Annotated in this window: 11 protein-coding genes and 1 pseudogene; 2 read left to right on the top strand and 10 right to left on the bottom strand. The window is 67.9% G+C overall.

Translation table 11 applies throughout. The features are described 5' to 3' along the window. Positions 1 to 985: aminotransferase class V-fold PLP-dependent enzyme (locus tag J1M36_RS05245; protein ID WP_206478793.1), on the top strand; the 985-nt coding region annotated here is incomplete at its 5' end. Between the two features lie 96 nt (positions 986 to 1,081). Here the strand turns inward: J1M36_RS05245 and J1M36_RS05250 are convergent. Together J1M36_RS05250 and J1M36_RS05255 are read right to left on the bottom strand one after the other, a co-directional pair. Further along, the gene (locus J1M36_RS05250) at positions 1,082 to 2,059 is read right to left on the bottom strand and encodes a D-glycerate dehydrogenase (RefSeq protein WP_144933048.1); all 978 of its coding nucleotides are present in this window, start codon (positions 2,057 to 2,059) and stop codon (positions 1,082 to 1,084) included. 179 nt (positions 2,060 to 2,238) lie between these two features. Then, a complete protein-coding gene (locus tag J1M36_RS05255) occupies positions 2,239 to 2,859 on the bottom strand; it encodes a superoxide dismutase (RefSeq protein WP_035962724.1) in 621 nt (206 codons plus the stop codon). Positions 2,860 to 3,021: 162 nt separating this feature from the next. Here J1M36_RS05255 and J1M36_RS05260 point away from each other — a divergent pair, with 162 nt between their 5' ends. After that, complete coding sequence (locus tag J1M36_RS05260) at positions 3,022 to 3,651, top strand: GNAT family N-acetyltransferase (RefSeq protein ID WP_206478794.1); 630 nt, start codon at positions 3,022 to 3,024, stop codon at positions 3,649 to 3,651. 88 nt (positions 3,652 to 3,739) lie between these two features. Here the strand turns inward: J1M36_RS05260 and J1M36_RS05265 are convergent, their stop codons facing one another. From J1M36_RS05265 to J1M36_RS05300, 8 genes and pseudogenes are all read right to left on the bottom strand, one after another. Beyond that, positions 3,740 to 4,348, bottom strand: a complete 609-nt coding sequence (locus tag J1M36_RS05265) for a hypothetical protein (protein WP_206478795.1) — start codon at positions 4,346 to 4,348, stop codon at positions 3,740 to 3,742. A gap of 415 nt (positions 4,349 to 4,763) precedes the next feature. Then, positions 4,764 to 6,728 carry an amylosucrase gene (locus J1M36_RS05270; protein ID WP_206478796.1) on the bottom strand — a complete coding sequence of 655 codons (1,965 nt, stop codon included), beginning with the start codon at positions 6,726 to 6,728 and terminating at the stop codon, positions 4,764 to 4,766. A 512-nt stretch (positions 6,729 to 7,240) separates the two neighbouring features. Beyond that, positions 7,241 to 8,155: an ABC transporter substrate-binding protein gene (locus J1M36_RS05275; RefSeq protein WP_165489837.1), complete on the bottom strand. Its 915-nt coding sequence runs from the start codon at positions 8,153 to 8,155 to the stop codon at positions 7,241 to 7,243. A 68-nt stretch (positions 8,156 to 8,223) separates the two neighbouring features. Further along, the gene (locus J1M36_RS05280) at positions 8,224 to 8,901 is read right to left on the bottom strand and encodes an ABC transporter permease (protein ID WP_206478797.1); all 678 of its coding nucleotides are present in this window, start codon (positions 8,899 to 8,901) and stop codon (positions 8,224 to 8,226) included. Further along, positions 8,898 to 9,701: an ABC transporter permease gene (locus tag J1M36_RS05285; RefSeq protein ID WP_239319946.1), complete on the bottom strand. Its 804-nt coding sequence runs from the start codon at positions 9,699 to 9,701 to the stop codon at positions 8,898 to 8,900. Before J1M36_RS05285 ends, J1M36_RS05280 begins: the two co-directional genes overlap by 4 nt. Further along, positions 9,698 to 10,864, bottom strand: coding sequence for an ABC transporter ATP-binding protein (locus tag J1M36_RS05290; protein ID WP_206478798.1), 1,167 nt, complete (start codon positions 10,862 to 10,864; stop codon positions 9,698 to 9,700). Before J1M36_RS05290 ends, J1M36_RS05285 begins: the two co-directional genes overlap by 4 nt. A 337-nt stretch (positions 10,865 to 11,201) precedes the next feature. Continuing rightward, positions 11,202 to 11,958 (bottom strand): annotated as a pseudogene (locus tag J1M36_RS05295) (transposase). 478 nt (positions 11,959 to 12,436) lie between these two features. Further along, complete coding sequence (locus tag J1M36_RS05300; RefSeq protein ID WP_064846951.1) at positions 12,437 to 13,039, bottom strand: DUF421 domain-containing protein; 603 nt, start codon at positions 13,037 to 13,039, stop codon at positions 12,437 to 12,439. Positions 13,040 to 13,041 lie beyond the last annotated feature (2 nt).

The raw sequence follows: 13,041 nt of genomic DNA on the forward strand, positions 1-13,041 counted from the left end.
TGCCGCCCCCTCCCGCGGCGTCGCCTTCCATGCCCCTCCCGGAAGCAGCGGCGCCTCCGATCCGACCACCGTGGCCGTGGCGTCGGTGATGCTCGCCAACAACGAGGTGGGGACCGTCCAGGACATCCGCGCCCTGGCGGAGATCGCGGCGGAGTACGGGGTTCCACTGCACACGGACGCCGTGCAAGCGGCCGGCACTCTGCCGCTGAACGTCGAAGACCTGGGAGTGGCCGCGCTGACGCTGGCGGGACACAAGATCGGCACGCCGCCAGGGATCGGCCTGCTGTGGCTCAAGCGCGGCACCCCGCTGCGCCCGCTGCTGAACGGCGGCGGTCACGAGCGCGGGCGCCGCTCGGGAACCTCCACCGTGGCCGGCGCCGTGAGCCTGGCGGTGGCGCTGGAGCTGGCCGAGCGAGAACGGGTGGCCTACGCGGCCCGCTCGACAGCCCTGCGTGACCGACTGATCTCGGGCATCCTGAACTCCGTACCGGACGCAATCCTGACCGGCCAGGATCCTCGGAACGTTGTGGGCGGCCTCGGCAATGGCGGTGCCACCCCGGCCACTCCGGACGGCCCGGCTGCGTCCGCGGACCCGGCCGTTTCCGTCGACCCGCCAGCCTCGATCACCTCCGAGGGCCTCATCCCGCCGGCCGGCCGTGCGACAGCAACCGTCGGAGCGACGTCGGGACGGAACGGGATCACGCGACTACCGACCAACGCGTCCTTCTGCTTCCCGGGCGTCAATGGCGAAACCGTCCTGGTGGACCTCCAGAACCTGGGGGTGCTCGTGTCCTCGGGCTCGGCGTGCGCGGCCGGTTCCAGCGAGCCCTCCCACGTGCTCACGGCCCTGGGGATCCCCGCGGAGCTCGCCACCACGTCGGTGCGGTTCAGCCTGGGCCGAGAGACGACCGAGGCCCACGTGGACAGCGCCGTCCGCGCCACCGCGCAAGTGATTGCCCACCTCCGCGGCGAGCACGCACTCTGACCGGTGTTCCCACCCGCGGCCACACCGATGTCGGCGTGACGCACGGCCGCTCGTGGTGAGTTCACGCTCCGCGCGACGCCCCGAGGGGGCGGGACGCTACGGCGTCACCTCGTACGGCGGCTTCTCACCGCGGGCCATGGCCACGGCGTTCTCCGCGGCCTTGCGAGCCATCCCCGCCCGTGAGCTCACTTCTGCGGAGCCCACGTGCGGCAGCAAGAACGCGTTGGGCAGATCGGCCAGCCCGTCCGCGAGCTCGGGTTCGTTCTCGAACACGTCCAGCCCGGCCGCGAAGATCTCCCCATCCCGCAGCGCCGAAACCAATGCATTTTCATCAACCACGGGGCCGCGGGCGGTGTTCACGAGCACCGCGGTGGACTTCATCCGCCGCAACACGTCCGCGTCGACCAGGTGCGTGGTGTCCTCGGTGAGCGGGACGTGCAGCGAGAGGTAGTCACTCGTCTCGACCAGTTCGTCCCACGGCACCTGGCGCACCCGCCCGGCTAGGTCGTCCAGTTCGTCGTCGGAGACCGCGCGGTCCTCGGGCGGGCGCTGCGTGAAGATCACCGTCATGTCGAAACCCAGTGCCCTGCGGGCCACGGCCTTGCCGATCCTGCCCATGCCCGCAATCCCCAGGGTGGCCCCGGTGACGTCCTGACCGACCAGCAGTTTGGGTCCGATCCCCGTGAACTTCCCGTCCCGCAGGTACTCGGCGGCCTCGTGGGCACGCCGCGCGGCGCCGAGCAGGAGCAACATGGCGGTGTTGGCGGTCGCGTCATTGAGGACGTCCGGGGTGTTGCCCACGGCGATCCCGTGTTCGGCGGCCGCCGCGACGTCGATGTTGTTGTACCCCACCGCGTAGTTCGCGATCCCCCGGATCCGCGCCTCGCTCAGCAGCTCTGAGTCGAACCGGTCGGAGACCTGCGAGACCACCACGTCGTACTCGCCGCCGGTCACTGCCTCGCGCAGTTCGTCCGCGCTCATCCCGTCCCGGATCTCGACGTCGCCCGCGTCCTCCAGGATGGACGGCCCCGGTTCGGGGATCTCACGGGTGACCAGGAAACGCGGTGTCTTCATGAACTCTCCTCGGGTACGACACGCACCGACTCATGCGGCACGGACCGGGCGGGCGGGCGTGGGAGGTGGGGAGCGGCGTCGGCGGCGGCCGCCCGGAGGAACACGAAACCCCGCGCGGCCACGAGAACTGCCGTGCGGGGTTCCGAGGCACCCCGTGGGGTGCGGACTTCACATCCGGATCAGATGAGGGACTTGGCGCCGCCGCGAGCCTTCTCGAAGCGCTCGGCCACGTCCGCCCAGTTGACGATGTTCCAGAACGCCTTGACGTAGTCGGCCTTCACGTTCTGGTAGTCCAGGTAGAAGGCGTGCTCCCACATGTCCAGCTGCAGCAGCGGGATGGTGGCCACGGGCACACCGTTCTGCTGGTCGTACATCTGCTCGATCACCAGGTTGCCGGCGATGGGCTCGTACGCCAGGATGGCCCAGCCGGAGCCCTGGATGGTGGTGGCCACCGCGGTGAACTGGTCGCGGAAGGCGTCGAAGGAACCGAAGAAGTTGTCGATCGCCGCGGCGAGCTCACCCTCGGGCTTGTCGCCACCCTCCGGGGAGAGGTTCTTCCAGAAGATGGAGTGGTTAATGTGGCCGCCCAGGTTGAACTGGAGGTCCTTGGAGAGCTTGGCGGCACCGGCGGCGTCGCCGTTAGCGCGGGCCTCCTCCATCTTCTCGAGGGCGGTGTTGGCACCGGTCACGTAGGTGTTGTGGTGCTTGTCGTGGTGCAGCTGCATGATCTGGGCCGAGATGTGCGGCTCGAGCGCTGCGTAGTCATAGGGAAGATCGGGGAGAGTGAACTTTTCAGCCACGGTGAATCATCCTTCCTTTGCGGGTGCGTGATGCTTCAACTGTCCGTCGCTGCGGTTCGGCGGGTCAAGGACGTTCAGCCACTAGCGTATGTTTCACGGAGCCCGTCATCTTCCGGCACAACCGGTGCGTTGCCACCCGGGCCGTGACCTATCCTCGGGCCCATGTCCACCCCCGATACCGCCCTGGAGGTCACCGCAACCGCGACCGGTTCCGGCGGCGCCACCGCGAGCGCCCACGCGCCGTCGGCGGCCCGAACCGGCGAGGGCGACCCCGCGGACCTCGAGATCGCGCGCGCGCAGGCTTCGCACGCGCAAGGCATCGTGAACCTGCGGGACCGTCTGGCGCGGTGGTTGCAGGGCCGGGGCATCGACCAGTGGCGCGAGGGCGAGTTCGACCCCGCCGAGGTGCGCCGCGAGATCGACCGCGGCGAGTGGTGGGTCGTGGAATCCCCTGTGCAGCCCGGCCTGATCCTGGCGAGCATCCGTGTGATCTGGGCGGATCCTGAGATCTGGGGCGAGCAGCCGGAGCCCGCCGGTTACACCCACGGGGTCGCGGTGGACCGCTCGCTCGCGGGCACCGGCACGGGTGCCCGGCTGATCCGCACCGCAGAACGGGTGATCGTCGAGTCCGGACGGAGCGTCTCCCGCCTGGACTGCGATGACGGCAACCCGGTGCTCAAGCGTTTCTACACGGGTCTGGGCTACACGCCCCGCGGTGCCGTGGATTTCACCGTCCCCCGGTTGGATTACCGGGTCACGGTCATGCGCATGGAGCGCCGCCTCAGCCCGTAATCCGGTGCCGACGGGCGCCGCGGGACACCCCCCCGTTGGTCCCGGTGGCGTCCGCACAGCTCTCAGTAGTAATCGCGTTTCAAGCGGTTCACGCGCGTTGCGCGCGTCGCCGCCCCGTGGCCTTGCGGTGCGTTCCCGCGTGCCTGCCGTGGGCAGCAGCCCGCACGCCGTGGCCGGTGCCGCGAGAGGGATGCTCGGTCGACGACGTTGCCAACTCCCCCGGCTGCCCCGCGGCCAGATCCCGCCGCATGCGTTCCAGCCCCTGGGCAAGTCGGCGGCGGGCCATCATCCGGGCCCACGGGCGCTTCCACCACAACCCCCCGCGCAGTCGGAAACCCACGCGCAGCTGGACGGTCACCCCCGAGCTCGTGGGCTGCCATGCATACTCCATGATCATGTCCGCGAACCCCTTGGTGGTGCGCAGCATGAGCGATTCACCGGGCACGCGGTCCGCGACGATCATGACGTAGTCGAACGTGAACGGCCCCACCGGGGCGTCGAACTCGATCGCCGAGCCCACGTGCAGTTGATCGTCCGGGGACGTGGGCCACGTGACGTGGATCCCGAACCATCGGCCCATCCCCCTGGGCCTGCCCAGGGCCAGATCGAACTCCTGGGCGGTGACCGCCACGTCCTGCTCCACGAGCAGCGAGAATCCGTGGTCGGTGGAATCGACCTCGGAGATGCGATCAGACATGTTTCCCCCTTGGTGCGTGCTTCCCCCCATGGCGTTCGTCCCACCGAACACCAACTACACGCGAGTAACTTATGACGCTCAGTCTGATGCAAAGACGACAAGCCGTCACTCCGCCGGGGGAAGTGTGACGTGTCCACAAGAGGTGGAGAAAATTTATCCACAGGGGTGGAAAAGTCTGTGCACAATTCGAACACAGTTTCGACGCACACACCCTGGGCAGGCGCGGTAACGGCAGGAAACGACGCATGACCAGGGGAAATACCGAACAAGCGTCTGGCTAACCGGGTCGAATGACAGTCGTGTGACTTATCCACTCCTGTGGAGAAGCGTTGTGGATAACGCTCACTGTCCGCTTATCTGCGTTGAGTTACCCCCTTTTAGGGGACAGTTATGTGACGCTGTGATTTCCGCGGTGTCAGGAGGTGGGAATCACGCGCAGCCACCGAAAACCGTGAGCCTCCACCAGGATCCCCCCGCGCAGGTCCACCCGCTCGTTCTCGTGCAGCATGGTCGCCGAGGGCAGGAAACCGCTCAGCGTCTCACCCGTGATGAACTGGGGCCAGTCGCTGAAGTTCGCCAGGCACAGCACCACGCTGTGCTCGCCGGGACGCTGATAGCCCAGGACATGGCGGTTGTGCGTGATGAACGGGATGAGCGCGGTGCCCTCAAACTCCGGGGTGGCACGGCGCACCGAGATCATCCCCCGGATCCCGCCGAAGAGCCGCCCCTGCACCGAGAACAGGTCGTGGCGGCGTTCGTAGTCGTCACGGGGGTAGCGCGGGCGATGGACCCAGCGGGCGTCGTCCGCGGCGTCCGGGTTCTCGTCCCAATGGACGTCGTTGCGCTGACCCACCTCGTCACCCAGATAAAGCAGGGGGACTCCGCCGGTGCTCATGGCCAGCGAATGCGCCAGCAGGATCCGGTCCACGGCCGGACCCGGCTCGGTCTCCAGACCCAACAGGGACGCGGTGGTGCCGCAGATCCGGCAATCGCCCGTGCGGGGGTTGCCCTGGAACGCCACGCCGTGCGCGAAGCTACCGGGGTGGCGCCCGGTGTAGAAGGCGTTAAGGAAGCGGCGGTGGTCGTGGCCATCGACACCCAGGCGAGCGGCGTCATCGTCGGAGAACGTCCACCCGATGTCGTCATGGCCGCGCACGTAGTTGACCCACGCGGTGCCCGCTGGCGTCTCGTGACGTTCGGCGAGCGCGGCGGAGAGCAGGGAGACGTCCCGGGTGGCCATGGCCTCCCATGTGAGGGCCATCTGCAGGGGGTTGTAGGACAGCGCACACTGGTCCGGGTGGACGTAGCGGATGACCTCGTCCGGGTGGACAATCGCCTCCGACTTGAACTCCACGGCCGGGGCGGCCAGGGCCGTCACGGCGTTGAACGCGCGCAGCAGATCGTGGACCTGTGGCTGGGACTCGCACGAGGTGCCGAGTTGCTTCCAGATGAACGCCACGGCGTCCAGGCGCAGCACCTGGGCCCCCTGGTTGGCCAGGAACAGCATTTCCGCGGCCATGGCGTGGAAGACGTGTGGGTTGGAGTAGTTGAGGTCCCACTGGAAGCGGTGGAACGTGGTCCATACCCACCGGGGATCCGGGTCGTAGGGGCTCGCGTCCCGTCCCGCCGGCGTGCTGTCCACGCGCGTGAACACCCCGGGGTGGTCATCCGGGAAGATCTCCCGCGCGGTGCGCTCGAATTCGTCCGGCACGGTGCGCTCCGAGTACATCCAGTAGAAGCGTTCGTAGAACGGGTCCCCGGCGGCCGCGGCCCGGGCCCACTCATGCTCGTTGGAGGTGTGGTTGAACACGAAGTCCAGCACCAGGGCGATCCCCTGGGCCCGCAGTTCGGCCGCCAGGTCCGCGAGCTCCGCCATGGTCCCCAGCTCCGGGTCCACCCGGCGGTAGGAGGACACCGCGTACCCCCCGTCCGAGTTGCCGGCGGGGCTCTCGTAGAGGGGCATGAGGTGCAGGTAGGTCAGCCCGAGTTCTTCGAAGTACGGGATCTTCTCCCGGATCCCCGCGAGGTCCCCGCCGTAGCGGTCCACGTAACACACCCCGCCCACGGCCTCCCGGGACGTGAACCACGGCAGTTGGTCCTCGCGGCGGCGGTCCAGGTCCTTGAGGTCCCGGGGGCGCTGCACATAGGCCTCCCACGCGGTGAGGACGGCGCGGGTCACGGTGTCCCAGATACCGAGCCCGGGTCCGTAGACCGCGTGCAAGGAGGTGATCAGACGGTCCAGCTGACGGCTGAGCCGACCAAGGAAGACGGTGCGTTCCTCGGGGGTCGCGCGCGTATCCAGCGCGAGATGCTCCCGCACCGATTCGAGTACGTGTTCGCGATCGGTGGTGTCCCGGGGGATCGAGGGTTCGGACAGCACGGGAATGCCTCCTCGGTTGACGCACGTCACGTGCGTGGGGAGTCATGGTGCCCGGGATCCCCCTTGATGCCGAGCTCGGATCGACCGCCTCCGCGTTCCCGCGGGCCGGTTGCGTCCAGGATACGGGCGCGGTTGCACTCGACGCTCAGGTGACGTCCGCGTGACTCGTCCCCGCACCCCGTATTCACCCCACAGGTTGTGCACAGAGTTATCCACAGGTGTGGAAACCATGGCGCGTTCCCGGGTGGGCCACGTGGGGCGATACCTTTGAAACCCCAGGTCAGGGCGATATGACGCGAATCCCCAGCGGGTGTGGACAAGCCTGTGCAGAACCGCGCACACGGCCGTGGAGAACGCGCTCGGCCGGACGCGGATGAACGGAACATGACGAACGCCCGGTGCTTCCCCATGCGGGGAGCACCGGGCGATCCCACCCCGTGGGGTGGATTCCGGACGTCACCAGGCGACCCTGACGGCGGTTCGTCGGCCAACGTCGCTGCGGGTGTCGCGGATCAGGAGGCCTTCTCGTACCCGTGGTCGGAGAGCCACTGCTTGGCGGCGTCCGCGGGGTTCTGCTGCTGGTCCCCGCTGACCTTGCGGTTGAGGTCGATCAGGTCCTGGGTGGTCAGCTTGGTGGAGAACTCGTTCAGCGCGTCCACCGCGTTCTGCGGCAAGCGGTCCGGGGCGGTGAGCGGGAGCACCTGCTGGGCGATGAAGTTGTTCTTGGGGTCCTCGAGCACCGTGAGGTGCTGGTCCTGGATGGCCGGGGTGGTGGTGAAGATGTCCGCCACCTGGGCGTCGTCCTGGGTCAGGGCCTGCACGGTGAGGGGGCCGCCGCCGTCGTTGATGGGCTGGAAGGATTTGAAGGAGCAGTCGTACTTCTGCTTCAACCCGTCCACGCCGTAGGCGCGTTCCTGGAACTCCGGCGGGCCAGCCATGATCAGGTCCCCGCACACCGAGGAGAGGTCCTCGATGGACGTCAGACCGTACTTCTCCGCGGTGGCCTGTGTGACCACCAGGGCGTCCTTGTTCTCCGCGCGGGAGGGGTCGAGCACCGAGAGCTGCTGGCCCTCCAACGCGGAAGGCAGTGCCTTCATGATGTCCTCGGCGGAGGCCGCGGTGGCGTCCTTGTCCGCGAAGAGCAACAGGTTCCCGGAGTAGTCCGGGACCACGTCCACGGAACCGTCCTTGACGGCACCCACGTAGGCCTCGCGCGCGCCGATGCCCGGCTTGGTCTCCACCGTGACGCCCGCGTCCCGCAGCACCCCGGCGTAGAGCTCGGCGATGACCTGCGACTCGGGGAAGTCCGCAGAGCCCACGGTGACGGCGTCCGAGGAGCCGCCTGAGGCGGCGTCGCCCGAGTTCTCCGCGAGCGGGTCGGAACCGCCGCCGCACGCGGTGAGGGCGAACACGGCCGTGGCGGTCATGGCCGCCCACGCGGCGGGGCGGAGGGCGCGGCGCGCAGCGCGCGTGCGCTGCGTAGAGGGGGACGGTGTCATGGTCGATCTCCTGCCAGTCTGAGGCCCGGCGACGTCACCAGGCGTTGTACGAGAGCGAGTACTGCATCCGCGGCCAGTGCGAGCACGGCCACGAGTACCACGGACGCGAGCATGCGCGCGTAGTCGCGCACCGCGAGCCCGTCGATCAGATAGCGGCCCAGACCGCCCAGGTTGATGTACGCCACGATGGTCACGGTCGCGAGCACCTGCAACGCGGCATTGCGGATCCCGCCCAGGATCACCGGCAGCGCCACGGGGATCTCCACGCGCGTGAGTACCTGACCCTCGGTCATGCCCATGGAACGAGCGGCGTCCACGAGCACCGGGGAGACCGCGGCGACCCCCGAGTACGTGCCCGAAAGGATGGGCGGGATGGCCAGCAGCACGAGCGCCAGGATGGGGGGCATGAGCCCCAGCCCCATGAGCAGCGTGAACAGGCTCAGCAGACCCAGGGTGGGCAGCGAGCGCAATGCGCCAGCCAGGCCCACGATCACGCCGCCGCCGCGGCGTGTGTGGCCCACCCACAGGCCCAGGGGCACGGCGATCGCGAGCGCGATCCCCATGGTCAGCACGCTGTAGCCCACGTGTTCGAGCAAACGCTGCGGGATCCCGGTGGCTCCGCTCCAGTTGGCGGGGTCGGTCAGGAACTGCGCGGCTTCCGAGAACAGGTTCACGCGCAATCACCCCGGGCTTCCACGGCGGCGACGGCGCCCGCGCCGCCGGGCGCACCGGCCACGGAATCGCGGCCCTCGGGGTCCCCGCCCCCGGGCCGGTCGACTCGGCCGTTAGCGCTGTCGTGCCGTGCCGCCCCGGCACGACGCCGCTCGCGCGCCGTCGTGGTCCCCGTGCGCTGCCAGCGGGTCAGGACATGGCCGAGCAGACGCAAGAGCTGATCCAGCACGATCGCGATCAGCACGGTGGCCACGATGCCCACCACGATCTCCGAGACGATTGAGCGGCGCAGCCCGTCCGTGAACAGGGTGCCCAGGGACTGGATGCCGATCACGGCGCCCACGGAGACCATGGAGATGTTGGAGACCGTGGCCACGCGCAGCCCCGCGATCATCACGGGCACTGCCAGCGGCAGTTCCACCCCGAAGAAGCGGCGCACGGGTTTGTACCCCAGCGAGGTGGCGGCCTGGAGGACATCTCGGTCCAGGGACTCGAACGCGTCCACGCACGAGCGCACCAGGATTGCGATCACGTACAGGGTCAGCGCCACGATCACGTTGACCACGGACGTGATGCCCGTGCCCAGGATCAGCGGCAGGACCACGAACAGGGTCAGCGAGGGGATCGTGTACAGCAGTGACGAGCCCGTGACGAACACCGGACGCAACCAGCGTCTGCTCGTGGCCAACCGGGCAAGCGGGACGCTGATCAGCAGGCCCACGACCACGGGCACGATGGACTGGATCAGGTGCGCGCCAGCGAGGTCCAGGACCGTGGACCAGTTGTTCGACAGCCAGTTCACGAGCGTTCCGACCTGTCGTAGCGCGCCGAGCGCTGCTCTTCGATCGCGCGCATCACGTCCTCGCCGGGCACTACGCCCGCCACGGAGCCGTCGCGGTGCACGGCCACGGCCTGCCCGGACGGGGAGGACAGGGCGGCGTCGAGCGCGGTGCGCAACGACCCGCCGTCGTGCCACAGGGTCCCCCCCACACGCAGTTCCTCGCGCGCGGCCGGTTCTCCGGACGCCGTCACGGGCAGCCAGCCCAGCGGGTGGCGGCGCTCGTCCACCGCGAGCACCCAGTCCGACGACGACGCCGCGCCCGCCGCCTGCCACGGCGCGGGGTCCTCGCTGCAGGGGCCCACCAGGAAGCGCTCGCCGGTGTCCACGGCCAGGACCGTGACGGGCTGCAGTGCCACGGAGGCGTTGTCGAAGCTCAGCGAACGGAACCCGCGGTCACGGCCGATGAAGTCCGCGACGAAGTCGTCCGCGGGGGCCCGCAGCAGTTCCTCCGGGGTCGCGTACTGCGCGAGCCTGCCCCCGCGCGCGAACACGGCCACGCGGTTGCCCAGCAGGATCGCCTCGTCGATGTCGTGGGTCACGAAGATGATGGTGCGGTGCAACCGCTTCTGCAGGTCCAACAATTCGCTCTGCAGGTCCTGGCGCACCACGGGGTCCACGGCGGAGAACGGTTCGTCCATGAGCAGGATGGGCGGATCCGAGGCCAGTGCACGTGCCACGCCCACGCGTTGTTGCTGACCTCCGGACAACTGCGCCGGGTACCGGGTGGCCACGGACTCGTCCAATCCCACCGAGCCCAGCAACTGCCGGGCGTGCGCGCGAGACTCCCGTTTGGGCACCCCGTTCAGCCGGGGGACCGTGGCGATGTTGTCCTCCACGGTCTTGTGGGGCAGCAGACCCGATTGCTGCATCACGTACCCCATGGAGCGGCGCAGCTTGGCGGCCGGGATGCTCGCGACGTTTTGACCGTTGACCTCCACCGTCCCCGAGGAGGGCTCCACCATGCGGTTGAGCATCCGCAAGGACGTGGTCTTGCCGCAGCCGGATGGGCCCACGAACACCGTGAGGGAACCCGCGGGAACGTCCAGGTCCAAGTTATCCACCGCGGCCGTACCGTCCGAATAGACTTTGCTCACCCCGCGGTAGCGGATCGCCAGATCGGTCATGGGGCCGTATCCCTTCGTAGCCGTGGTTTCATCCTAACGGCGCAAAACCATCGGTGAGCGGACCATTTCCAGATTCGTGACGGTTCACCCGGTGGAGCCGTCACAAGTGCCGCTGAAGCATGCCGTCCGGAAGGAAGGCACGAGGAAGACGTCCGCGATGGCGTCCAAGGGTCGGAACCGCCTGGGCAGCACCAGCGAGTCCGAACTGGACCAGAAGCTGCGCAAGCGGGGACAACGCGCGGCCACGCGCACCCCCAAGCCCCGACCACAGCGATGGGCGGAACACTCGTAAATGCCCCGCCCATTTTATTTTGCACTCACGCGCGCCGCTCACGTGTCAGATTTGTATGATGTCCCGCGTCTGGACGAACACCGGGATTGCCGGCTCATCGCATTCGAGGGTATAGGTTGGTCTGAATCCTCCAGCCTCGAGCAGGCTCCCGGTGATGTAGTTGGTGAGGTTGCCGACGCCGAAAGCGGAGCCGCGCAGGTGCTCAACGCGCCCGTTGATCGCCTCTGTCGGCCCGTTGCTGGTGCCTGGCCGGTCGAAGAACGCGAGCACGTCGAAGGCGCGTTGCCTAAAGGTACGGCCAAGCTTGCGGATATCGACGAGCGTGGCCGGGACGCCGCTGCTAAGCGCGTGGATCACCGCTTGCATCATCTGCTTCGCCTTCTTCTTCTCGGGCTCGCGGTAGGCGGGGACAATGCGCTGGTAAATGCCCCAGGTCGCTTCGACCTCGACATGCTCCTCGATCGCGAACACGGCGTTGAAGCGGGCGGTGTGCTTCTCGATGAGCAGACCGGCACCGGTCGAGGGCGTCGCCGGCCAGACGAACGACATGGAACGGGTCCATCACCGGGACCGCGTGGGGCAGCTCTTCCGCCGCGGCGGCCTTTAACCCGCTGAACTTACGCCACCACGGATCACACCCTCGACGACACGACACTCGATGACCGCCCGATCCGGGTCGAGTCGCTGCCCGACGGCTTCGAAGCCATGTACGTCGAGGCGGCAGAACGTGATCAGGCACAGCGCGGGGAAGATAGCGTTGAACACGTCGAGCTCTTCCGGATGGTGAGTGCAAAACCTCCATCCACGGGGACCCCGACGTCCATGCGACCACCGCCGCGCGAACCCCCACCACACCCCCCACCACGAAGAGCCAGATTGCCAGTATCGCACTGATGATGGAAACGCAGATCAAATATGCGCCGGCCGGTCTTGAGATCCTTGTCTACGTCCTATTCACTCGCACTACCGGACCTGTAGGCGTTCGAATCCCACCGCATCTGCTTTCCCCAGACGGCATCGGAAACGACGAAATAGGATGTCATGAGAGACCCTAGACAGAAAAACGCCAGAGTCAGGGCCAGGGGGAAACAACCCCCTTAGAAATCAGCAACCATCCGCATATGGACAATCCGATCACTGCAAACGCACTGCAGTAAACTGTGATCGGGCTTTTGAATTTCATGACATTCTCTTTCTACAAGGTTCCACCACCCGAGCCTGCTATAGAGCATCCCTGGGACTTCGCCCCGCACCACCGGGGTGGGTTCCCATCAGTGAGTTCACCGATCATGTGGGGCATCAAGTGGCGCGTCCACGATGTCCTCGGTCAGGAAATCCTCCGGGATCCGGTCCGCCCCGGCCACGTCCGCGAGGATCCGGCGGTCGATGGGAACCCCCCGGCGCAGCACACTGATCCCGCCCCCGGGTTCGTGCAGCACGCACGCCACCTCGCGGTAGGAGCGCACCCCCGCCCGACGCAGTGCCCCGTTGAGTTCGGAATGCGTGATGTGGGCGCGACGCAGGGCGTGCTCGTCCACGCGGTCACCGATCATGAGCAGGCGGGCGGGTGAATTGAACACGCGCTGCCACCGAGCCCGCGTGCCCAGGTGGCCGAACACCACTTCCAGCAGGAACAGGGTGCCCAGTCCCAGCACCCCGCTCAGGAGTGTCGGCGGGTGCCCCAGGATCACGCGCCCCGCCACGGCACCCAGCATCACGGTGATCACCACGTCGAACGTGGACATGGCCGTGAGCACCCGCTGGCCGAAGATCCGCACGAAGACGAGGAATGCCACGTATATCCCCACCGCGGAGAGCACCACCACGATCGCATGGGCGGACGTGATCCCCAGTTCGGAGCCCAGACCCTCCCAGGACGGCATGC

Source organism: Kocuria sp. KRD140 (genome assembly GCF_017168375.1).
Lineage (GTDB): Bacteria > Actinomycetota > Actinomycetes > Actinomycetales > Micrococcaceae > Kocuria > Kocuria marina.

Coding starts and splice junctions, on each gene's coding strand:
- J1M36_RS05290 (WP_206478798.1), bottom strand. CDS start 10,864: ATGACCGATCTGGCGATCCGCTACCGCGGGGTGAGCAAAGTCTATTCG.
- J1M36_RS05265 (WP_206478795.1), bottom strand. CDS start 4,348: ATGTCTGATCGCATCTCCGAGGTCGATTCCACCGACCACGGATTCTCG.
- J1M36_RS05250 (WP_144933048.1), bottom strand. CDS start 2,059: ATGAAGACACCGCGTTTCCTGGTCACCCGTGAGATCCCCGAACCGGGG.
- J1M36_RS05260 (WP_206478794.1), top strand. CDS start 3,022: ATGTCCACCCCCGATACCGCCCTGGAGGTCACCGCAACCGCGACCGGT.
- J1M36_RS05300 (WP_064846951.1), bottom strand. CDS start 13,039: ATGCCGTCCTGGGAGGGTCTGGGCTCCGAACTGGGGATCACGTCCGCC.
- J1M36_RS05275 (WP_165489837.1), bottom strand. CDS start 8,155: ATGACCGCCACGGCCGTGTTCGCCCTCACCGCGTGCGGCGGCGGTTCC.